At 68.1% G+C, this 22,487-nt stretch carries 19 protein-coding genes; 10 read left to right on the forward strand and 9 right to left on the reverse strand.

Annotated elements, in window-relative coordinates:
• Positions 1-7: 7 nt before the first annotated feature.
• A complete protein-coding gene (locus GEM_RS08240) occupies positions 8-373 on the reverse strand; it encodes a hypothetical protein (RefSeq protein WP_014896950.1) in 366 nt (121 codons plus the stop codon).
• Between the two features lie 256 nt (positions 374-629).
• Between GEM_RS08240 and GEM_RS08245 the strand changes: the two genes are divergently transcribed.
• The 3 genes from GEM_RS08245 (at position 630) to GEM_RS08255 (ending at position 4,100) form a co-directional block, all read left to right on the forward strand.
• Positions 630-2,066: an aldehyde dehydrogenase family protein gene (locus GEM_RS08245; RefSeq protein WP_014896951.1), complete on the forward strand. Its 1,437-nt coding sequence runs from the start codon at positions 630-632 to the stop codon at positions 2,064-2,066.
• 136 nt (positions 2,067-2,202) lie between these two features.
• Complete coding sequence (locus GEM_RS08250; RefSeq protein ID WP_014896952.1) at positions 2,203-3,393, forward strand: NAD(P)H-dependent flavin oxidoreductase; 1,191 nt, start codon at positions 2,203-2,205, stop codon at positions 3,391-3,393.
• A gap of 65 nt (positions 3,394-3,458) precedes the next feature.
• The gene (locus tag GEM_RS08255) at positions 3,459-4,100 is read left to right on the forward strand and encodes an OmpW/AlkL family protein (protein WP_014896953.1); all 642 of its coding nucleotides are present in this window, start codon (positions 3,459-3,461) and stop codon (positions 4,098-4,100) included.
• A gap of 75 nt (positions 4,101-4,175) precedes the next feature.
• Here GEM_RS08255 and GEM_RS08260 read toward each other — a convergent pair whose 3' ends face one another.
• Positions 4,176-4,379, reverse strand: coding sequence for a DUF1289 domain-containing protein (locus GEM_RS08260; RefSeq protein WP_014896954.1), 204 nt, complete (start codon positions 4,377-4,379; stop codon positions 4,176-4,178).
• Positions 4,380-4,740: 361 nt separating this feature from the next.
• Here GEM_RS08260 and GEM_RS08265 point away from each other — a divergent pair, with 361 nt between their 5' ends.
• The 4 genes from GEM_RS08265 (at position 4,741) to GEM_RS08280 (ending at position 8,826) form a co-directional block, all read left to right on the forward strand.
• Positions 4,741-5,835 (forward strand): polyamine ABC transporter substrate-binding protein, encoded by a 1,095-nt coding sequence (locus GEM_RS08265; protein WP_014896955.1) that lies wholly within the window; start codon positions 4,741-4,743, stop codon positions 5,833-5,835.
• Positions 5,836-5,921: 86 nt separating this feature from the next.
• Positions 5,922-7,082 (forward strand): ABC transporter ATP-binding protein, encoded by a 1,161-nt coding sequence (locus GEM_RS08270; protein ID WP_014896956.1) that lies wholly within the window; start codon positions 5,922-5,924, stop codon positions 7,080-7,082.
• Positions 7,079-8,008, forward strand: coding sequence for an ABC transporter permease subunit (locus GEM_RS08275; RefSeq protein ID WP_014896957.1), 930 nt, complete (start codon positions 7,079-7,081; stop codon positions 8,006-8,008). Before GEM_RS08270 ends, GEM_RS08275 begins: the two co-directional genes overlap by 4 nt.
• Positions 8,005-8,826, forward strand: coding sequence for an ABC transporter permease subunit (locus tag GEM_RS08280; RefSeq protein WP_014896958.1), 822 nt, complete (start codon positions 8,005-8,007; stop codon positions 8,824-8,826). Before GEM_RS08275 ends, GEM_RS08280 begins: the two co-directional genes overlap by 4 nt.
• 113 nt (positions 8,827-8,939) lie before the next feature.
• Here the strand turns inward: GEM_RS08280 and GEM_RS08285 are convergent, their stop codons facing one another.
• From GEM_RS08285 to GEM_RS08295, 3 genes are read right to left on the reverse strand one after another with little or no spacing between them, the layout of a single operon-like run.
• On the reverse strand, positions 8,940-9,746 hold the full coding sequence (locus tag GEM_RS08285; protein ID WP_014896959.1) for a sulfite exporter TauE/SafE family protein: 807 nt from the start codon (positions 9,744-9,746) through the stop codon (positions 8,940-8,942).
• Between the two features lie 18 nt (positions 9,747-9,764).
• A complete protein-coding gene (locus GEM_RS08290) occupies positions 9,765-11,432 on the reverse strand; it encodes a bifunctional protein tyrosine phosphatase family protein/NAD(P)/FAD-dependent oxidoreductase (protein WP_014896960.1) in 1,668 nt (555 codons plus the stop codon).
• A 29-nt stretch (positions 11,433-11,461) separates the two neighbouring features.
• Positions 11,462-12,373 (reverse strand): MBL fold metallo-hydrolase, encoded by a 912-nt coding sequence (locus GEM_RS08295; RefSeq protein WP_014896961.1) that lies wholly within the window; start codon positions 12,371-12,373, stop codon positions 11,462-11,464.
• A gap of 223 nt (positions 12,374-12,596) precedes the next feature.
• On the opposite strand from GEM_RS08295, the gene GEM_RS08300 reads away from it, so the two are divergent.
• On the forward strand, positions 12,597-13,979 hold the full coding sequence (locus tag GEM_RS08300) for a sigma-54 interaction domain-containing protein (RefSeq protein ID WP_014896962.1): 1,383 nt from the start codon (positions 12,597-12,599) through the stop codon (positions 13,977-13,979).
• Between the two features lie 68 nt (positions 13,980-14,047).
• Positions 14,048-14,587: a M949_RS01915 family surface polysaccharide biosynthesis protein gene (locus tag GEM_RS08305; protein ID WP_014896963.1), complete on the forward strand. Its 540-nt coding sequence runs from the start codon at positions 14,048-14,050 to the stop codon at positions 14,585-14,587.
• 90 nt (positions 14,588-14,677) lie between these two features.
• Here the strand turns inward: GEM_RS08305 and GEM_RS08310 are convergent, their stop codons facing one another.
• The 4 genes from GEM_RS08310 to GEM_RS08325 form a co-directional block, all read right to left on the reverse strand.
• A complete protein-coding gene (locus tag GEM_RS08310; protein WP_014896964.1) occupies positions 14,678-15,706 on the reverse strand; it encodes a MerR family transcriptional regulator in 1,029 nt (342 codons plus the stop codon).
• Between the two features lie 123 nt (positions 15,707-15,829).
• The gene (locus GEM_RS08315; protein ID WP_014896965.1) at positions 15,830-17,401 is read right to left on the reverse strand and encodes an efflux transporter outer membrane subunit; all 1,572 of its coding nucleotides are present in this window, start codon (positions 17,399-17,401) and stop codon (positions 15,830-15,832) included.
• Between the two features lie 2 nt (positions 17,402-17,403).
• A complete protein-coding gene (locus GEM_RS08320; protein WP_014896966.1) occupies positions 17,404-20,565 on the reverse strand; it encodes an efflux RND transporter permease subunit in 3,162 nt (1,053 codons plus the stop codon).
• Entirely contained in the window at positions 20,562-21,671 is a 1,110-nt protein-coding gene (locus GEM_RS08325) for an efflux RND transporter periplasmic adaptor subunit (RefSeq protein ID WP_014896967.1), read from the reverse strand. Before GEM_RS08325 ends, GEM_RS08320 begins: the two co-directional genes overlap by 4 nt.
• Positions 21,672-21,860: 189 nt before the next feature.
• Here GEM_RS08325 and GEM_RS08330 point away from each other — a divergent pair, with 189 nt between their 5' ends.
• A complete protein-coding gene (locus GEM_RS08330; RefSeq protein WP_014896968.1) occupies positions 21,861-22,481 on the forward strand; it encodes a TetR/AcrR family transcriptional regulator in 621 nt (206 codons plus the stop codon).
• Positions 22,482-22,487 lie beyond the last annotated feature (6 nt).

Here is a 22,487-nt window from a genome sequence, read left to right on the forward strand (position 1 = left end):
AGCGCGGTCAGTCGGCCAGCCGCTTGTCGGCGAGCGCCTTGCAGCAGTCTTCGTACACCCATTGGACGAGTTTTGCCCGGTAGTCGAGGTCGTCGGTATCGACGATTTCCTCGACCGCGTCGCGCGCCCAGGACGCGTCGACAAAGCCGGCGTGCCGCTTCGCGATGTCCTGCGCGAGCGCGGCCAGCTTCGCGATTGCGAGCCAGTCGGACTGCCGGTGATGGCGGTCGAGCCAGCGGTGGGCGGCCTGCACCTGGAATGACGCGTCCGGCCAGGACTCGTTGAGGTAAAACGCGCCAAGATTGCCGCAGGTGAGCCAGCACAGCAGCTCCAGGCGATCTTGCGAGCCGAGGATATGGGATGCGTCGGTCATGGCAGCGCTCACGAAAGCATCGATTCCGGGTGGCGCGGCCTGCAGCGGCCGGCGCCGATACTAAAAACATAGCACGATGCGGGCCACGTGGTGCGCCGGCGTGGCGCGGATGCCGCAGCCGGGGAAAACGGGCGGCCGGCCACCGTTGCGCGGGCGATTGCGCAGCCCGTCCGGCGGAGTGTGCGGCCTCGTTCGACAGCATCGCGGTGCCGCGCCACACTCGTTAGAATGACCGTTTTCCGGGAGACAGGAAGCGATGAAAATCTACGACCAGTTCTACATCGACGGCGCATGGCGCAAACCGGCCGGAACGGGCACGATCGACGTGATCGACTCGGGTACCGAGGCCGTGATCGGCCGGATTCCGGAGGGCGTGGCGTCCGACGCGCAGGACGCGATCCGCGCGGCGCGCGCCGCGTTCGACGCCTGGGCCGCGACGCCGGCAGCGACGCGCGCGGGTTACCTGCGCAAGATCGTCGAGCGCCTGCAGGCGCGCAGCGAGGAACTCGCGCAGTCGATCACCGGCGAGGTCGGGATGCCGATCAAGCTGTCACGCGCGATCCAGGTTGGCGGCCCGATCTACAACTGGAAGGCATACGCGAAGCTCGCCGAATCGTTCGAATTCGAGGCGACGGTCGGCAACTCGCTGGTGGTGCGCGAGCCGGTCGGCGTCGTCGCTGCGATCACGCCGTGGAACTATCCGCTCAACCAGGTCACGCTGAAGGTCGCGCCGGCACTCGCGGCCGGCTGCACGGTCGTCCTGAAGCCGTCCGAGGTCGCACCGCTCAACGCGTTCATGCTCGCCGAGGCGATCCACGAAGCGGGCCTGCCGCCGGGCGTGTTCAACCTCGTGTGCGGCTACGGCCCGGTCGTCGGCGAGGTGCTGGCCACCGATCCGGACGTCGACATGGTGTCGTTTACGGGCTCGACGCGCGCCGGCAAGCGGGTGGCCGAACTCGCGGCCGCGGGCGTCAAGCGCGTCGCGCTCGAACTGGGCGGCAAGTCGGCGTCGGTGATCCTCGACGATGCCGATTTCGCGGCGGCGGTGAAGGGCACGGTCAACGCGTGCTACCTGAACGCGGGCCAGACCTGTTCGGCGCACACGCGGATGCTGGTGCCGGAGGCACGCTACGACGAGGCGCGCGAGATTGCGAAGGCGGCCGCCGAAGCGTACGTCGCGGGCGATCCGCGCGAGGAGGCGACGCGCCTGGGCGCACTCGCATCGGCCGTGCAGCAGCAGCGCGTGCAGGCGTACATCCAGCGCGGCATCGACGATGGCGCGGAGCTCGTGACGGGCGGCACGGGCCTGCCGGAAGGGCTCGCGAAGGGTTTCTTCGTGAAGCCGACCGTGTTCGGTCGCGTCGATCCGAAATCGGCGATCGCGCAGGAGGAAATCTTCGGGCCGGTGCTGTCGATCATCACGTATCGCGACGAAGACGAGGCCGTGCGCATCGCGAACGATTCGCCGTACGGGCTCGGCGGCGCGGTCTGGGCGGGCAGCGACGAACGCGCGATGCGCGTGGCGCGCCGCATCCGCACGGGCCAGGTCGACATCAACGGCGGCACGTGGAACGGCGCCGCACCGTTCGGCGGCTACAAGCAGTCGGGCCACGGCCGCGAGAACGGCGTGTACGGGCTCGAGGAGTATCTCGAGTACAAGTCGATGCAGCTCAAGCCGTCGAATCCGGCCTGAGTGCATCCCCCGGCAGGACCCGCAACGGCACGCTCGCGTGCCGTTTTTTTATTGACGGCCGTCAAGGTGCGTGCCGGTGGATCGTCGATCATCGCGTTTCCGATTTCCGATTTCCGATGTTTCGACGAGGTTCCAGATGACCGTACGCACTTCCTTCCCGCCGCTCACGATTCGCGGCCGCACCTTGCTGCCCGTGGTGCAGGGCGGCATGGGCGTCGGCATTTCCGCGCACCGCCTCGCGGGCAGCGTCGCGCGCGAAGGCGCGCTCGGCACGATCGCGAGCATCGACCTGCGCCACCATCATGCGGACCTGCTCGCACGCTGTCGCGCGCAACCCGACCGCGCGACGCTCGAGGCCGCGAACCTCGACGCGCTGGCCCGCGAGATCCGTCTCGCGAAGACCTACAGCGCAGGGCGCGGGATGATCGCGGTCAACGTGATGAAGGCGGTCAGCGCGCATGCGGACTACGTGCGCGTCGCGTGCGACGCGGGCGCGGACGCGATCGTGATGGGCGCCGGTTTGCCGCTCGATCTGCCGGACCTCACGCAAGGCCGCGACATCGCGCTGATCCCGATCCTGTCGGACAGCCGAGGGATCGCGCTGGTGCTGAAGAAGTGGATGAAGAAGGGGCGGTTGCCCGATGCGCTCGTGATCGAGCATCCGGCGCATGCGGGCGGGCACCTCGGCGTCACGCAGATCGACGACATGCACGACGCGCGCTTCGACTTCGCGCGCGTGCTCGACGAGACCGCGCAGGTGATGGCGTCGCTCGGCCTCGCGCGCGAGGCGATTCCGCTGATCGTCGCGGGCGGGATCAACAGTCACGATACGGTGCGCGCGGCGCTCGCGGCCGGCGCGAACGGCGTGCAGGTCGGGACACCGTTCGCGGTCACGGAAGAAGGCGACGCGCATCCGAACTTCAAGCGCGTGCTGGTCGACGCAGCGCCGGACGACATCGTCGAATTCGTCAGCGTGACGGGGCTGCCCGCGCGCGCGGTGAAGACGCCGTGGCTCGATCGCTACCTGCGCAACGAAACGCGCATCCGCACCAAGCTCGGCGCGTTCAAGCAGCGCTGCCCGACCGCGCTCGAATGCCTGAGCGTCTGCGGGCTGCGCGACGGCATCGAGAAGTTCGGCCATTTCTGCATCGACACGCGGCTCGCGGCCGCGCTGCGCGGCGACGTCGCGAACGGGCTGTTCTTCCGCGGCCGCGAAGCGCTGCCGTTCGGCAATGCGATCCGCAGCGTGCGCGACCTGCTCGACCTGCTGCTGACGGGCCGTGCGATGGAGCCTGCGGCAAACCGTCCGATGTTTACGCTGGCTTGACGGATATCAAGACGCCGGAAAGACCCTATAGGCAGAATGGAATACATTCTTCAAGGGTCCGTACCATGCATAAAACGATTCGAACCTGTGTCACCGCTGCCGCGGTCGCGGCGAGCCTCGTCGCGATGCCTTCGCTGTCGCATGCGGCGTCGCCGGGCGACGGCATCAACCAGGGTGACGTACTGGTCCGCCTGCGCGCGATCAGCATCCAGCCGAACGAGCGCGCGAGCGACACGCTCGGCGCGATCAATACCGGCGTGAACAACGCGATCGTGCCGGAGCTCGACTTCACCTACATGATCCGCGACTACCTGGGCGTGGAGCTGATCCTCGCCACGTCGCGGCACCAGATGACGTCGAGCCTCGGCAATCTCGGCGGCGTGGGCGTGCTGCCGCCGACGCTGCTGCTGCAGTACCACTTCAACCATGCCGGCAAGGTGCGTCCGTACGTCGGCGCGGGCCTGAACTACACGTACTTCTACAACAACGGGCTCAACGTCGGCGGCCAGGGTGTGTCGATCAACAAGAGCAGCTTCGGCCCGGCGCTGCAGTTCGGCGTCGACGTGCAGCTCACGAAGAAGGTGTTCATGAACGTCGACGTGAAGAAGATCTGGATGAGTACCGATGCGACGCTCGGCGACAAGGGCATCGGCACGCTGCACATCGATCCGCTGATCGTCGGCGTGGGCGTCGGGATGAAGTTCTAGACGCCCTCGGAAAAGAACAGAGTTGGGGTTGGCGGCATGGCAGTCGGCATGCCGCTCTTTTTTTGTGCGGCGGCTTTACAGCTTGTCGTACTGAAAGCGCATCGCAGTGCCTTCGCGCGTGATGCGCTCCCACACCGTGCGTTTTTCGTCGTCGCTCAGGAACACCCAGTTCGACACTTCGGCGGCCGTGCGGCCGCAACCCTTGCAGACTTCGTCGAAGAGGGTCGAGCATACGCCGATGCAGGGGCTGTCGGGCAGGTCGTGGAGATTGGAGGCCATCGGAAAGGTTTGCGCTTTGAATCGTCAGGGCGTCATTTTAATGCATCGGGGTGACGCGGCCCGGCCGCGATGTCGGCGGGGCAATGGCCACCCGTTCGGACGGTTTCGGCGCCGCTTTCTTTTCCTGATGGACAGCCGCCGATTACCCGATAGAATTCCCCCGGAACGCCCCGCCGCACGGGCCGCCCGCGCGGCTTGTCGCGGGAATCTGTTCCGTTTGCGCGACACCGCCATGATTTTTTTGTGACGCAGCGCGAATGATGGTAGTTTTCGGGGTTTTCGAGGGGCGGCGCGCCAGAATGTGCCGCCATGACGAGGCAGACGGCAGCCGGACACACGGTCCGGCCGGAGGGAGAACGGGATGAAAGCAAAGGTAGTGGGCCGGTTCGCAGCGCTCGCGCTGTGCGTGGGTGCATCGGCGGCAGCAGCGAAGGATACGCAGCTCAATGTCTATAACTGGTCGGACTACATTGCGAAGGACACGATCCCGAACTTCGAGAAGCAGGCGGGCGTCAAGGTCCGCTACGACAACTACGACAGCGACGATACGCTGCAGGCGAAGCTGCTGACGGGCAGCTCGGGTTACGACATCGTCGTGCCGACCAGCAACTACGCGGGCAAGCAGATCGCGGCCGGCATCTTCACGCCGCTCGACAAGTCGAAGCTGCCGAACCTCAAGTACCTCGATCCGCAACTGATGGCGCTCGTCGCCGGTGCGGACCCGGGCAACAAGTTCTCGGTGCCCTGGGCGTACGGCACGACCGGCCTCGCGTACAACCTGACGAAGGCGCAACAGGCGCTCGGCAAGGTCCCGCTCGACAACTGGGACATCCTGTTCAAGCCGGAAAACCTCTCGAAGCTGAAGACCTGCGGCGTGTCGGTGCTCGACGCGCCGGACCAGATGTTCGCGGCGGCGCTGCACTACATCGGCAAGGATCCGATGAGCACGAACCCGGCCGACTACAAGGCCGCGATGGACGTGCTGAAGAAGATCCGCCCGTACATCACGCAGTTCAACTCGTCGGGCTACATCAACGACCTGGTCGGCGGCGACATCTGCTTCGCGTTCGGCTGGTCGGGCGACGTCGTGATCGCGAAGCATCGCGCGATCGAAGCGAAGAAGCCGTACAAGGTCGAGTACTACATTCCGAAGGGCGGCGCGCCGGTGTGGTTCGACGTGATGGCGATCCCGAAGGACGCGAAGAACAAGGACGCGGCGCTGCAGTGGATCAACTACATCGAGGATCCGAAGGTGCACGCGGCGATCACGAACGCCGTGTACTACCCGAGCGCGAACGCCGAGGCCCGCAAGTACGTGCGGCCGGACGTCGCGAACGACCCGGCCGTCTACCCGCCGGCCGACGTCGTGAAGACGCTGTTCCTGCTCAAGCCGCTGCCGCCTGAGATCCAGCGTCTGCAGACGCGTCTGTGGACCGAGCTGAAATCGGGCCGCTGACGCGAGCCGGCATTGCCCAGCAGTCATGAAGCCCCTGGTACCCCCGGGGGCTTTGTTCGTCAAACGCAGGAGAGAAGCAGCACATCATGAATAGCCAGTCGGGTGCGCCGGTCGCGGGCGCACCGTCCTTCGTTCCTTCGTCCGGCGCCGATGCGCGCGCCGAGAATTTTGTCCAGATCATCGACGTCGTCAAGAAATTCGGCGAGACGGAAGTGGTGCGCAGCGTGAACCTGACGGTGCGCCAGGGCGAGCTGTTCGCGCTGCTCGGCAGTTCGGGCTCCGGCAAGTCGACGCTGCTGCGGATGCTTGCCGGTCTCGAGACGGTCACGTCGGGCAAGATCCTGATCGACGGCGAGGACCTCGCACAGATGCCGCCGTACAAGCGGCCCGTGAACATGATGTTCCAGTCGTATGCGCTGTTCCCGCACATGTCCGTCGAATCGAACGTCGCATACGGCCTGAAGCAGGAAGGCACGCCGAAGGCCGAGCTGAAGGAGCGCGTGGCCGCGGCGCTCGAACTCGTGCAGATGAGCAAGTACGCGAAGCGCAAGCCGCATCAGCTGTCCGGCGGCCAGCAGCAGCGCGTCGCGCTCGCCCGTTCGCTGGTCAAGCGCCCGAAGGTGCTGCTGCTCGACGAGCCGATGTCGGCGCTCGACAAGCAGATCCGCCAGCGCACGCAGATCGAGCTCGTCAACATCCTGAACAAGGTCGGCGTCACCTGCATCATGGTCACGCACGACCAGGAAGAGGCGATGACGATGGCGAACCGGCTCGCCGTGATGAGCGAAGGGCAGATCGTGCAGATCGGCTCGCCGAACGAAGTCTACGAATATCCGAACAGCCGCTTCTCGGCCGAGTTCATCGGCTCGACCAACCTGTTCGACGGCGTCACCGTCGAGGACGAACCCGACTACGTGTACATCGAATCGCCGGAGTTGCCGAGCCGGCTGTACGTGAGCCACGGGATCACGGGGCCGCTCGGGATGCCGGTCACGGTGTCGGTGCGCCCCGAGCGGATCGCGCTCACGCGCAAGCCGCCCGAAGGCGCGTTCAACTGGGCGCACGGCAGGATCAGCAACGTCGCTTACATGGGCGGCTATTCGCTGTATCACGTGAAGCTCGACGCGGGCAAGACGGTGATCGCGAACGTGTCGAGCCTCGCGATCACCGAGCTCGACACGCCGGCGCTCGGCGACGAGATCTACGTGCGCTGGAGCGCGACCGCAGGCGTGGTGCTGACGTCATGAGCACGCTCAAGTCCCTGCTCGCGTGGCCCGTGCGGCGCTTCAACCTGACCGGCGGCTCGGCGGTCGTCGCGGGGCCGTACACGTGGCTCGTGCTGTTCTTCCTCGTGCCGTTCGTGCTGGTCGTGAAGATCAGCTTCGCGGAGCTGCAGCTCGGCATCCCGCCGTACACGGAGCTCGCGTCGTACGCGGACGGCGTGGTGCACATCGCGCTGAACCTGTCGCACTACGCGTTCCTGCTCACCGACAGCCTGTATTTCGCGACCTACGTGAATTCGGTGATGGTCGCCGCGATCACGACGCTGCTGTGCTTGCTGATCGGCTATCCGATGGCGTATTACATCGCGCGTTCGAACCCGGCGACCCGCAACCTGCTGATGATGGGCGTGATGCTGCCGTTCTGGACGTCGTTCCTGATCCGCGTCTACGCGTGGATCGGGATCCTGAAGAACAACGGGCTCTTGAACAACTTCCTGATGTGGATCGGGCTGACTCACACGCCGATCGAGCTGTACCGCACGAACTACGCGGTCTACATCGGGATGGTGTATTCGTACCTGCCGTTCCTCGTGATGCCGCTGTACGCGCACCTCGTCAAGATGGACCTGCGCCTGCTCGAAGCCGCGTACGACCTCGGCGCGAAGCCGTGGCGGGCATTCGTGCAGATCACGCTGCCGCTGTCGAAGAACGGCATCATCGCGGGCTGCCTGCTGGTGTTCATCCCGGCGGTCGGCGAGTACGTGATTCCGGAACTGCTCGGCGGCGCGAACACGCTGATGATCGGCCGCGTGATGTGGAATGAGTTCTTCAACAACGCAGACTGGCCGATGGCGTCGGCCGTGACCTGCGCGATGGTGCTGCTGCTGCTCGTGCCGATGGCGATGTTCCAGCACTTCCAGGCGAAGGAGCAGGAGGGCCGCCGTCGATGAAGCCGAATCGTTACCTGCAGTTCGCGGCGCTGTTTGCCGGCTTCGCGTTCCTGTACATCCCGATCATCAGCCTGATCGTCTATTCGTTCAACGAGTCGAAGCTCGTCACCGTGTGGTCGGGCTTCTCGTTCCGCTGGTACTCGGCGCTCGTGGAGGACGACGAACTGCTGACGGCCGCGTGGCTGTCGCTGAAGATCGGCGTGCTGACCGCGTTCGCGTCGGTGTTCATCGGCACGTGGGCCGGCTTCGTGCTCGCACGGATGGGCCGCTTTCGCGGCTTCGCGCTGTTCAGCGGGATGATCAACGCGCCGCTGGTGATTCCGGAGGTGATCCAGGGGATCTCGCTGCTGCTGCTGTTCATCGAACTCGCGAAGTGGATCGGCTGGCCGGCCGAGCGCGGCGTGTTCACGATCTGGCTCGGCCACGTGATGCTGTGCATCTCGTACGTCGCGATCATCGTGCAGTCGCGCGTGCGCGAACTGAACCCGTCGCTCGAGGAAGCCGCGCTCGATCTGGGTGCGACACCGCTGAAGGTGTTCTTCACGATCACGCTGCCGCTGATCTCGCAGGCGCTGATCGCGGGCTGGCTGCTGGCGTTCACGCTGTCGATCGACGACCTCGTGCTGTCGGCGTTCCTGTCGGGCCCCGGCTCGACGACGCTGCCGCTCGTGGTGTTCTCGCGCGTACGTCTCGGCCTGAACCCCGAGATGAACGCGCTGGCGACGCTGTTCATCGTCGCGGTGACGGCCGGCGTCGTGATCGCGAACTTCGTGATGCTGCGTCAGGAGCGCAAGCGGATGGCCGCGTTCGCGACTTGAGGGCCCGACGTCCTGACGCACAGGTTGCCAACGCAATGAACAACGCCCGGTGCCGACGACGAGTCGGACCGGGCGTTTTGTCTGGTGGATTGCGTTGCGCTGCGCCGCGTGGCTTACGCGCCGAACGCCGCCTTCGCGAGCAACCCGAGCGCCACGCAGACGAGCACGGCCGCGAAGCCGGCCTGCACGTGCCGCGCGGACAGGTGCCGGGACGCGCTGCGGCCCGCCGCCATCCCGATTGCGGTCGCGACCGTGAACCACAGCATCATGTCGAGCGGTGCGCGCGTGCCCGACACGAGCGTCGCGACCACGCCGCCGGTGCCGACCAGCGCGATCACCATCAGCGACGTCGCGACCACGCCGTGCATCGACACGTTGGTGAACTTGCGCAGCATCGGCACGATCACGAAGCCGCCGCCGACACCGAGCAGCCCCGTCATCAGCCCCGTCACCGCGCCGGTCGACGCGAGCGCGAGCCCGACCGGCCAGGACCACACGAGCCGGCCCGTATCGGGATTGATGCGGCCGACGCACAGCGGCGACGTGTCGGTATCGCCGGGCGCGCTGCGCAGCGCCTGCCGCAGCAGGCGGCTCGCGACGACCAGCATCGTCAGCGCGAACAGCGCCAGCAGCACGCGTTGCGGCAGCACGTGCGCGAGCTTCACGCCGAGCGTCGTGAGCGGCACGCCGGCCACCGCCATCAGCAGCGCCGCGCGATAGCGCACGAGCCCGCGACGAAAGCCTTCGAGTGCGCCGAGCGCGGCGCTGCCCGCCACCGCGACGAGCGCGACGGGGGTGGCCTGCTGCATCGGCCAGCCCATCCCGACCACGAGCGCGGGCACCGCGAGAATCCCGCCGCCCGCGCCGGTGAGGCCGAGCACGGCGCCGACGAAGCCGCCCAGTACGAGGGAAATCAGCATGGTGTCATCCGGTTCCGGTCAACGTGCGATCGCGGGCTTCGCGAGCCATTCGCGACCCTTGAGCATGGCCTTCCAGTAGAGCGGCGGCAGCACGCGCTCCTTGAGCAGCCACGCGAGCCGCGACGGACGCTTGCCGTCGATCAGCCACGCGGGAAAGGTCGGCGCAACCTTGCCGCCGTACAGGAATTCGGCGAGCACGATCTTGCCGCGCTCGACGGTGAGCGGGCATGAACCGTAGCCGTCGTATGCGGCGTCGCCGTGCGCGCGGCCGAGCGACACGAGCACGTTGTGCGCGACGACGGGCGCCTGTTTGCGCGCAGCCGCGGCAGTTTTCGCGTTGGTTGTGTTGGTGACGTCGCCGAGCGCGAAGATGTCCGCGAACTGCTTGTGCCGCAGCGTCGCCGGATCGACGTCGATCCAGCCGGCCGCGTCGGCGAGCGGGCTCGCGCGTACGAACTCGGGCGCCTTCTGCGGCGGCACGACGTGGATCATGTCGAACGGACGCTCGACGGTTTCCGCGCCGCCGTCGGGCAGCGCGCGCCGGAACGTCGCGCGTCGCGCCGGCCCGTCGATCGCGACGAGGTTGTGGCCGAACGACAGCGCGATGTCATAGCTTTTCACGTATTCCATCAGCGCGGGCACGTAGTCGGCGACACCGAACAGCGCGCCGCCCGCATTCAGGAACTCGACGTTCGCGGCGCCGAGGCGGCCCGCGCGCCGCCAGTGATCGCACGACAGGTACATCGCCTTTTGCGGCGCGCCAGCGCACTTGATCGGCATCGGCGGCTGCGTGAACAGCGCATTGCCGCCGCGGAACGCCTGCACCAGCTCCCACGTGTACGGTGCGAGATCGTAGCGATAGTTCGACGTGACGCCGTTGCGGCCGAGCGTTTCGGCGAGGCCGTCGATCGCGTGCCAGTCGAGCTTCAACCCCGGGCACACGACGAGCTTGCGGTAGCCGATGCGCCGGCAGCCGTCGAGCACGACCGCGTGCGCGTCGGGCTCGAAGCCGGCGACGGCCGCCTGGATCCATTTCACGCCGCGCGGCAGCAGGTCGGCCATCCGGCGCGCGGTCGTGCCGGGCTGGAACACGCCCGCGCCGACCATCGTCCAGCCGGGCTGGTAGTAATGCGTGTCGGCCGGATCGATCACCGCGATATCGAGCGACGCGTCGCGCGCGAGGAGGCTTGACGCGACCGCGACGCCGGCCGCGCCCGCGCCGACGATCACGATGTCGTGCTGCGCGTCGACGGCCGGCGCGGCCTGTCGGCCGTCTTGCGCGAGGCGCGACGCCAGCGCGCCGAGGTCGTAGCCAGCCGCGGCGGCCGTCGCGACGAGGTCGGCCGGCGCGCGCCGGCCCGCTTGCGACAACGCCCACAGCGTCGCCGACCGCGTGCCGCTGCGGCAGTACGCGAGCACCGGGCCGGCGAGCGACGCGACGAGCGCGCCGAACTGGGCGGCCTGGTCGTCGGTGACCTTGCCGGTATCGACCGGCAGGTAATGCACGGCGATGCCGAGCGGCGCGGCGGCGGCGCGAATTTCGGCGACGGTCGGCTGGTCGGGGCCTTCGCCGTCCGGGCGGTTGCAGACGATCGTGCGGATGCCCGCCGCGTGCAGCGCGGGCAGGTCGGTCGCGGCGATCTGGGGCGAGACCGACAGCGTGTCGGTCAGCGTGCGGATGGTCATGTCGGGGGTTCTCCGGTCGGGGCGGCGGCTCAGATCGCGTCGAGCGGGATCTTCAGGTAGCGCACGCCATTGTTTTCGGGCTCGGGCAGGTGGCCGGCGCGCATGTTGACCTGCACGGACGGCAGCATCAGCACGGGCATGTCGAGCGTCGCGTCGCGCGCGGTGCGCATGTCGACGAAATCGTCCTCGGTCACGCCGTCCATCACGTGTACGTTCGCGCGGCGCTGCTCGGCAACGGTCGTCACGAACTGCACGTCGCGGCCGCCCGGCTGGTAGTCGTGGCACAGATACAGGCGCGTGTCGGGCGGCAGGCCCAGCACGCGCGCGATCGAGCGGTACAGCGTGCGCGCGTCGCCGCCGGGGAAGTCGCAGCGGGCGGTGCCGTAGTCAGGCATGAACAGCGTGTCGCCGACGAACGCCGCCCGCTGCGTCGCGTCGTCGACGCAGTAGGTCAGGCACGCGGGCGTGTGGCCCGGCGTGTGCAGCGCGCGGATCGTCAGCGCGCCGAGCGCGAGCGTGTCGCCGTCGTCGAGGAGGCGATCGAACTGGCTGCCGTCCTCCGCGAAGCCGGGCCCGGCATTGAACAGCGTGCCGAACACGTGCTGCACGCGGCGCACGTGCGCGCCGATCGCGATCTGGCCACCGACGCGCGCCTTCAGGTACGGCGCGGCCGACAGGTGGTCGGCGTGCACGTGCGTTTCCAGCAGCCAGTGCACGGTCGCGCCGAGTTCGGCGACGCGCGCGATCAGCCGGTCGGCGCTGGCGGTGTGCGTGCGGCCGGATTTCGGGTCGTAGTCGAGCACGCTGTCGATCAACGCGCACGCGCGGCTCGCGGTATCGAGCAACAGATAGCTGACGGTGTGGGTCGCCGGGTCGAAAAAGCCTTCGACCGACAGCGTGGGGGCATGGCTCACGGGAATGTCCTCGATCGGGTTCTGCATCTGCAATCGGGGTTCTGACGATCAAGAAGCGTGCCAGCCGGTGCGACAGCGCCAGTCGATCTGGCAGGTACTTGATTCGGTTCGGGTTTTGGGTGAGATCGCGGTGCGCTGCGGGTCCGGCCGACCGGTTGTCGCCACCCCGGACTGCCATGTTTGGCAGTGTCGTGGCAGAATTGGCAGTCAGCCTGGCAGTTCGTCCGGCCATCCGTCATCGAGCCCCCGCATGAATCCGCACGACACCATTCCGATCGTTCCCGCGTCGCCGCGCGACGTCATGCCCGACGTGCGCGCGCTCGTCGCGTATCTCGAACAGGATCCGCAGCCGATGATCGTCGTCGATCCCGACTACCGCATCCTCGCGGCGAACGATGCGTATCGGCGCCAGTTCGGCGTGGCGGGCATCGAGCACGTGGGCCGGCACTGCTTCCAGGTCTCGCATCACTACGACGTGCCGTGCGACCAGGCGGGCGAGCATTGCCCGATGAAGCAGGCGCGCGAATCACGCAGCCTGAACCGCGTGCTGCATATCCACCATACGCCGCGCGGCCCCGAGCACGTCGACGTCGAACTGCGGCCGATCTTCGATGCGTCCGGCAACGTGATCGCGTACGTCGAGCGGCTGACGACGGTACGCAGTGCGTCCGCGCAACCGAGCGCGGAAGGGCTCGTTGGCGGCGCCGACGCGTTCAATGCGGCGCTCGGCGCGCTGCAGCGGGTCGCGCCGTCGATGCTGCCCGTGCTGTTGCTCGGCGAGTCGGGCACCGGCAAGGAACTGTTCGCGCGGGCGTTGCACGAGGCGAGCGAGCGCGCGATGGGGCCGTTCGTGGTCGTCGATTGTTCGGGCATTGCCGAGACGCTGTTCGAGAGCGAGCTGTTCGGCTACGAGAAGGGCGCGTTTACCGGCGCGAACCAGCGCAAGCCGGGCCTCGTCGAGACCGCGCAGGGCGGCACACTGTTTCTCGACGAGATCGGTGACGTGCCGCTGCCGATGCAGGTGAAGCTGCTGCGGCTGATCGAGTCGGGGACGTTCCGGCGCGTCGGCGGCGTCGAGGCGCTGCGCGCGGATTTCCGGCTCGTCGCGGCGACCCACAAACCGCTGCGCGAGATGATCGACGACGGCCGGTTCCGCCAGGATCTGTACTACCGGATCAACGCGTTCCCGATTCCGCTGCCCGCGCTGCGCGAGCGGCGCGGCGACGTCGCGCTGCTGGCCGAATCGATCCTGTGGCGAATCGCGAATGCACGTGCCGGCGCGGGCGACGCGCTCGCGCGGCCGTTCGTGCTGACCGAGCGCGCACGTGCGTGTCTCGATGCGTATGCGTGGCCCGGTAACATCCGCGAGCTGCGCAACGTGCTCGAACGCGCGTGCCTGTTCGCGGACGACGGGACGATTCGCGTCGAGCATCTGCCGGCCGAGCTGGTCGCGGCATCGGCGGTGCCGCAGGCGCGCGCGGCGGACGCGCGCGGCATGTCGGACGCGGAGCTCGTGCGGATCGCGGGCACGTTCGACGGCACGCGCAAGGCGCTGGCCGAGCACGTCGGGATGAGCGAGCGCACACTGTACCGGCGGATGAAGGCCCTCGGGCTCGGGGTGCGCGACCGGTGAGCGAAGGTGGCTGGCATCGCCAGGCCGCTTTATCGATCATGGCGCGTTCGATTCCAGGCCCATCGTCGATGAAGATCCGCTTCCCTTTGCGTAGGCTGCTTCTCGTTGCCGCTGTTGCTGCCGCTGCGTTGTCCGGTCCGGCACAGGCTGCCGACTACGCATGGGCCGATGCGCTCGGCGCGCATGCGGTGACGCTGGCCCGGACCGAATCCGGCGACGACGTTCAGCTCAAGGTGTCCGCGACGCTCGACGGCAAGCCCGACTGGACGGTGCGCGACTACGTGAAGGAATGTCCAGTCGACGTGATCCTCGACGTCGTGCCGGCGTCGATCGAAATGACCGACCTGCTCGGCAACGGCCGCAAGCAGTTCCTGTTCGCGTACAAGATCGGCTGCCGCGGCGACGTCAGTGCGGACCAGGTCAAGTACTTCCTGATCGACCAGGGGGCGAAGTACGTGCTGCGCGGCGAGGAGCGGGTCACTGTCAACGGCAAGGTCATGGACGGCGGTGCGCCGCCCGTGCCGAATGCGGACCTGAAGGCTCGGCCCGTGTTCCTGCGTTACATGACGAAGCACTGGCGCGCAGTCAGCCTGCACAACTACGAATAGCCGTGTCGTGGGTGCATGGGCGACCCTCGGTCGGGCGACGCACGCGTACGGCACGCAAGCGGCCCGCGCGCCGGGCGCGGCGTCGGCGAATCAGCGTGCTGGCGCAAGCTGCGCCATCGCCTCCCGCACGAAGCCGAGCAGCGTGTCGTCGACCCACGAATCCTGCGTCAGCGCCGGCTCGTTCATCATCGCGTGGCGGAATTTCGCATGCGTGGCCGGATCGTGGCCGGCATAGCTGCAGAACAGGTCGAGCCAGCGCTGCGCGAGCGCGCGGCCTTCCGGCGAAGCAGGTTCGACGCCCGCATCGATCGCGTCGCGCACGTCGCCCATCAGTTGCGGCCATGCCATCGCACGGTCGCCGTAGTGCGCCCGCATGAAGCGAATCTCGTCCGGCGCGAGATACTTCTCGAAGATCCGCATCTTGGTTTCCGACGACGCGCGTAGCACATAGTCGCGCAGCGCGGTCGAAATGCCGATCTTCGACTGCATCGCCGGTTCGTGTTCGTGCATCAGGTTCAGCTTCGCCAGCAGCCGCGGGTCGTTGTTCGTGTCGCGCACGAGCAGCGTCATCCAGCGGCTGGCGAGCGCGCGGGTGCGTTCGTCCTCGGCGGGTACGCCCGCGTCGTGCAGCGCGCGAACGTCGTCGACGAGTGCGATCCATTCGGCGTCGCCCGCCTGGCTCTTCTGGTACATCGGCAGGCGCGCGAGTTCTTCCTCGGAAAAGTATTTGTCGTACACGGTCATCAACTCCAGTGTGGTGAGCCAATCGGCCAGTTCCGGCTCGGTGCCCGCGGCGAGCTGCGCGTGCAGGTGCACGAGCCGCTCGCGCAGCTGCGCAGCTTGCGCGAGCTGGTGGTCGAGCGACGCGATCTGTTTCGCGACGAGCTCGACGAGCGGGGTGCCGGGCTGGTTCAGGTAGTCGCCGATTTCGGCGAGCGACAGTCCGAAGCGACGCAGGGCCTGGATCTGGTGGAGCCGGGCGACGTCGTCGCGGTCGTACAGCCGGTAGCCGTTGTCGGCACGCGCCGAAGGCGTCAAGAGGCCGATCGCGTGATAGTGATGAAGCGTGCGGACGGTCAGTCCGCTGCGTTTCGCCAGTTCTCCCACTTTCAGCCGCATGGTGTCCTCCGTTCGGTGCGCACACTGGAGTCTCGAACGTTACGCTACGTGAGGGTCAAGCGGAAGATTGCAGATCGGCGCGCGGGGGGCTCCGCGCGCCGAGCACCTGAAGGAAGGGGCGCGTTATTGCGGTGACGGCGGCGCGTCGGGTGTGGCCGCTCGTGCCTGGGCGCCGGGGGCGTCTTGATCCGCGTTGCCGGCCGTGCCGGCTTTCCCGGCCTTGCCGGTCGCGTCGGCCGGCGGCGTACCCATCGCCTGATAGAGCCGCGCGGTATCCGCGAAGCGCGCGCCGGTCGCGCGAATCTCGTCGAGCCGTGCGTTGCGGTATTGCAATTCGCTTGCGCGCGCGGCGGACGGCGGCAATGCACCGAGCCGCACACGGGCGGCCGCGTCGTCATACGCGCCGCGCGCGGACAGCGCGGCGCGGGACGACGCATCGAGTGCCTGGGCATCGTGCTCGAGCGCGGCAAGCGAATCGGCGACGTTCTGGAACGCGCTCAGCACGGTCTGCTTGTACTGGTCGACTGCGGCCGCGTAGGTTGCCTTCGCCGCGCGCCGCTGCGCGAGCAGCGCGCCGCCGTGGAACAGCGGCTGGCTCAGCGACGCGCCGACGTTCCAGATCGAGCCGGCGCCCGACAGCATCGTTGGCCAGCTGAAGCCGCCTTTACCCATCGCCGCCGACAGCGACAGTTGCGGGAACAGCTGCGCGGTCGCGACGCCCACTTCGGCCGCCGCCGCTTTCAGCCCCGCATCGGCGGCCTGGATGTCGGGGCGGCTTTGCAGCAGGTCCGACGGCACGACCACGGGCACCTGCGCGGGCAGGTGCAGGTCGGCGAGCGTGAGATCGGCGGGCGGCCGGTCGGGCGTGCGGCCGACCAGCACCGCCAGCGCATGGCGCGCCGAGTCGCGCTGCTGGCGCAGCGCGGGCAGGCTTGCTGCGAACGTGTCGGCGCTCTGCTGCGCGGTCAGCGCGTCGCTGTGCGACGCCGAGCCGAGTGCGTAGCGGCGTTGCGCATCGTGCGCCTGGTCGTTCGCGAGCGCGACGAGCCGTTCGGTCGTGGCGATCTGCGCGTTGAGCACCGAGACCGTAATCGACGCGGTGACGATGTTCGCGGCGAGCGCGCGGCGCGCCGATTCGAGCTGGAACGCGCTGACGTCGACGCGCTTCGCGAGTGCGCGGTTCGCGAAACGCGACACGCCGAACAGGTCGACCGTATAGCTCGCCTGCAGTTGCCCGACGAACGTGTCGTACAGCAGCGTCGGCGCGCCGAGCGCGGGGATCGGCACGCCGAGCGCACGCTGGCGCGTGGCCTGGCCGCCCGCGTCGATCGACGGCAGCATCGAGCTGCCGATCTGCCCGCGCAGCTGTTCGCGCGCGGCATCCAGCGAATGCGACGCCGCACTGAGCGTCGGGCTGTTGCGCAGCCCTTCGTCGACGAGCGCGTTCAGCGCATCGGAGCGGTACTGCGTCCACCAGTCCGGCACGGGTTGCGCGCCGACTTCGAATTGCTGCGCGACGCCTTGCGCGGCGACGGTCTGCTGCACTTGCGGCGCGGCGCCGTAATGCGCGGGCGACGGCATCGCGGGCGGCTCGCCGCTCGGTGCGAACCACGCGCAGCCGGCGAGCGGGCCGGCGAGGCTCGCGGCCGCGAGCGCCCGCGCGGCCTTCGTTTTCAGGTTCATCGACAGTTCCATGATCAGGCTCCCGACGGTGCGGCAGGCGTGCCGCCGTGCGGCGGGCCGTCGCGCGGGTCGCGTTCGTCGCGCTTCACGCGGAACCACGCGGCGTACAGCGCGGGCAGGTAGAACAGCGTCAGCACGGTCGCGCTCGTGATCCCGCCCATCAGCGCGGTCGCCATCGGCCCGAAGAAGTTCGAGCGCAAGAGCGGGATCAGTGCGAGCACGGCGGCCGCGGCCGTCAGCGTGATCGGGCGGAAGCGCCGTACGGTCGCGCCGACGATCGCGTCGAAGCGTCCGTGGCCGGCCGCGATGTCCTGCTCGATCTGGTCGACCAGAATCACCGAGTTGCGCATGATGATCCCGAACATCGCGATCACGCCGAGCATCGCGACGAAGCCAAACGGCTGGCCGAACAGCAGCAGCGTGCCGACCACGCCGATCAGCCCGAGCGGCGCGGTCAGCACGACCATCAGCACGCGCGAGAAGCTCTGCAGCTGGATCATCAGCAGCGTGAACACGGCGATCGCCATCAGCGGCATCTGCGCGTTGATCGACGTCTGCGCCTTCGCGCTCTCCTCGACCGACCCGCCGATGTTGATCTGATAGCCGACCGGCAGTTGCGCGCGCAACGCATTCAGCTTGCCGTCGATCGCATGCGTGACGTCGATGCCCTGTGCGCCGGCGCGCACGTCGGACTGCACGGTGATGGTCGGCTGGCGATCGCGCTCCCACACGACGCCGTATTCGAGCGTCGGCGTGAAGCGGCCGAGCGAGCCGAGCGGCACGGGGCCGTTCGCGGTGGGCATCGCGAGGCCCGTGAGCTTCGCGGGGTCGACGCGATCGGGACGCGGCGCGCGCAGGTCGACCGCGATCAGCTTGTCGCGTTCGCGATACTGCGTGACGGTCGTGCCGGACAGCGTCATCGCGAGGAAGCTCGATACGTCCTGCGACGTGACGTTCAGCTCGCGCGCCTTCTTCTGGTCGAGTTCGAAGCGCACCGAGCGCTCCGCCGGCTCGTCCCAGTCGAACTGCACGTTCACGGCGCGGGCGTCGCCGCGCATCGTCGCCGCGACTTTCTCGGCGATCGAGCGCACCGTCGCGATATCGTCGCCGCTCACGCGGAACTGCACGGGGTAGCCGACGGGCGGCCCGTTCTCGAGCCGCGACAGGCGCCAGCGCACGGCCGGGAACGTGTCGCGCAGCGTGGTTTCGAGCCAGGTCGCGAGCTTCTCGCGATCCTTGACCGATTTCGCGGTGACGACGAACTGCGCGAAGTTCGGCAATTGCAGCTGCTGGTCGAGCGGCAGGTAGAAGCGCGGTGCGCCGCTGCCGACGAAGTTCACCGAATGGTCGATCTCGGGCCGCTTGTCGAGCACCTTCTCGAGGCGTTCGGTCTCGCGCAGCGTCGCCGCGAACGATGCGCCTTCGGGCAGCCGCAGGTCGACCAGCAGCTCGGGGCGATCGGAGCTCGGGAAGAACTGCTGCGGCACGAGCGAGAAGCCCATCAGCGCGACGACGAACAGCGCGCCGGTGATCAGCAGCACGACGAAGCGCCGCTCGATGCACCAGTCGATCCAGCCGCGCAGCCGCTGGTAGAAACGCGTGTCGTAGATGTCGTGCTCGTGATCGTCCGGCAGGTGCGCTTCGTGCGCGTGCTTCTTGCGCTCGGGCAGCAGGTGATAGCCGAGCAGCGGGATCAGCACGACGGCCGCGAACCACGACGCGATCAGCGCGATCGCCGACACCTCGAAGATCGAGCGCGTGTACTCGCCGGTGCTCGATTTCGCGAGCGCGATCGGCAGGAAGCCCGACACCGTGACGAGCGTGCCCGTCAGCATCGGAAAGGCGGTGCTCGTGTACGCGAACGCGGCGGCGCGTGCGCGGCTGTAGCCCTGCTCGAGCTTCACGGCCATCATCTCGACCGCGATGATCGCGTCGTCGACGAGCAGCCCGAGCGCGAGCACCAGCGTGCCGAGCGACACCTTGTGCAGCCCGATGTCGAACAGGTACATGAAGAGGGCGGTGACGGCGAGCACGACCGGAATCGAGATCACGACGACCATCCCGGTGCGCAGGCCGAGCGACACGAGGCTCACGACCAGCACGATCGCGACGGCTTCGGCGACGGCTTCGAGGAAATCGTCGACGGAATGCGACACCGCATGCGGCATGCTCGACACCAGAGTCAGCTTGAGGCCGGCCGGCAATTGCGCCTGCAGCTGCTTCGATTCGGCATCGAGTGCCTTGCCGAGGCGGATCACGTCGCCGCCCGGCTGCATCGTCACCCCGATGCCCAACACGGCATGGCCGCTCGCGCCAGGACCGGCCGTCCGCATCTGCGTGACGGTCGGATCGTCGTAGCCGCGCTTCACGGTGGCGAGATCGCCGAGCCGGAACGTGCGGCCGTTGATGCGGATCAGCGTGTCGGCGATCGCGGCGACATTGTCGAACTGGCCGCTCGGCCGCACGAACACGCGATCGTCGGCGGTCGTCAGCACGCCGGCCGACGAGATGTCGTTCTGCGCGTTGATCGCCTGCCCGAGCTGCTGCGGCGAGATGCCGAGGCGCGTGAGCTGCGCGTTGTTCACCTCGATGAAGATCCGCTGGTCAGGGTCGCCGAAGTAGTCGACCTTGCCGACGCCCGGCACGCGCAGCAGCACGGTGCGCAACTGGTCCGCATAGTCGTGGAGCTGCGCAGGCGTGAAGCCGTCGCCTTCGAGCGTCCAGATGTTGGTGTAGACGTCGCCGAACTCGTCGTTGAAGAACGGGCCCTGCACGCCGGGCGGCAGCGTATAGCCGATGTCGCCGACCTTCTTGCGGATCTGGTACCAGGTCTCGGGCACGTCCTTCACGGGCGCCGAATCCTTCATCGTGAAGAAGATCAGCGATTCGCCGGGGCGCGAATAGCTGCGCAGGAAGTCGATCGCGGGCGTTTCCTGCAGCTTGCGGCCGATCCGGTCGGTCACCTGCTCCTGCACCTGCCGCGCGCTCGCGCCGGGCCAGAAGGTGCGGATCACCATCACGCGGAACGTGAACGGCGGGTCTTCGGATTGTGCGAGCCGCGTGTACGCGAGGATGCCCGCGAGTGTCGCGAGCGCGATCAGGTAGACGACCAGTGCCTGGTGGCGCAGCGCCCATGCCGACAGGTTGAACCGGCCTTCTTCGCGGGGAGCGCTCATGACGCGACGTCCTCCGGATGCAGCGGCGCGACCGCGCGTACCTTCTCGCCCGCGCTGACCGTATGCACGCCCTGCAGCACGACGCGCTCGCCGGGCTGCAGCCCGTGCGCCACGGTGACGGTGCGCTCGTTGAAGCGCGCGACGTCGACGCGGCGCAGCTCAAGCGTGTCGTCCTTTGTGCGCACGACCCATACGGCCGGATGCGGGCCGTCGTGGAACAGTGCGGTCGCGGGCAGCGTGATGCTCGGCGCGTTGCCCGCGGACGCCATGCCGTCGAACGCGACGTTCGCGGTCATGCCGAGGCGGACGGCCGGGTCGGGTGCGGCGAGCGTGAGCTTCACGCGATAGGTGCGGCTTTGCGGATCGGCGGCCGGCGCGATTTCGCGCACCTTCGCCGCGAACGCGCGGCCCGGCAGCGACGGCAGCGTGACGCTCGCCGCGTGACCGGGCGCGAGCGACGCGAGCGCGGCCTCGGGCACGTCGCTGACGACGTCGACGTCGCCGGACCACGCGAGCTGGTAGACGGCCTGGCCGGCCGACACGTTCTGGCCCGTGTCGGCCTGTTCGGCGGTGATGGTGCCCGCGTGATCGGCGACGAGCGTCGCATAGCGGAGCTGGTTCTTCGCGAGCGCGAGCTGCTGCTGAGCCTGGTCGCGCTGCGCGAGCGCCGAGGTGTAGCTGTTTTCGGTCTGTTCGAGCTGCGCGGTCGCGATCAGGTTCTCGCGCGCCTGCGCGCGATCGCGGTCGAGCTGCTGCTTCGCGAACGCGAGGCTGTGCGACGCCGCATCGAGCTGCGCCTGCGCGCTCGCGGCGTTCTTCTCGACGTCGGACGGATCGAGCAGCGCGACGACCTGGCCGGCCTTGACCGTATCGCCGAGCCGCACCTTGCGCTCGACGATCTTGCCCGCGATGCGGAACGACAGTGGCGTCGCATAGCGTGGCTGGATCTCGCCGGGCAGCGTGGCGGCGGCCGCGGCGCCGTCGGCGTGCGCGGGCAGCGCGACGACCGGGCGCGGCGCGGGCGGCGCGGCTTCCTTCGGGTGACAGGCGGCGAGGACGAGCGCTGCGCCGATCAGCAGCGCGGCGCGGGAACCGGAGCGATTCACGAAACCCCCAGATGAGGTGAGAGCGGAACGAAGCCGGCAAGCGCGGCGGGCGCTTGCCTCGAGTGGCGCCCGCCGGGCGCGCACGGACAGTCGAACGAGGTCGTTCGGAAACTGTGGCGAATTCTAATACACACCTGTATCTGAATGCAAAGATGAATCTGAAAGCAGGTTGGTGCTAGACTGCGCGCCATGAAACCACAGCGCTTAACTCGCGAGCAGAGCAGGGACCAGACGCGCGAACGTCTGCTGAATGCCGCGCACAGGATTTTTCTGAAGAAAGGCTATGTCGCGGCGAGCGTCGAGGACATCGCGGCCGCGGCGGGCTACACGCGCGGCGCGTTCTACTCGAATTTCCACAGCAAGTCGGACCTGCTGCTCGACTTGCTCGAGCGCGACCATGATTCGGTGCGGGCCGATTTCGAGGCGATCTTCGAGGAAGGCGGGCCGCGCGAGCAGATGGAGTCGATGGCGCTCGCGTACTACCGGACGCTGTTTCGCGACGACGAATATTCGCTGCTGTGGGGCGAGGCGAAGCTGCAGGCGGCGCGCGACGCGAAGTTTCGCGTGCGCTTCAACCAGTTCCTGCACGGCAAGCGGCTGCAGATGGCCGAATTCATCCAGCGCTTCGCCGAGCGCGCGGGCACGCCGCTGCTGCTGCCGGCCGAGACGCTTGCGTTCGGGCTGATGTGCCTGTGTGACGGCGTGCAGTCGTACTACACGGCCGATCCGCAGCACGTGTCGGCCAACGCGGCCGAAGCGGTGCTCGCGGGGTTCTTCGCACGGGTCGTGCTCGGGCGCGCGCCGGACTGAACGGTC

Origin of the sequence: Burkholderia cepacia GG4, from assembly GCF_000292915.1 — a bacterium.
Lineage (GTDB): Bacteria > Pseudomonadota > Gammaproteobacteria > Burkholderiales > Burkholderiaceae > Burkholderia > Burkholderia cepacia_D.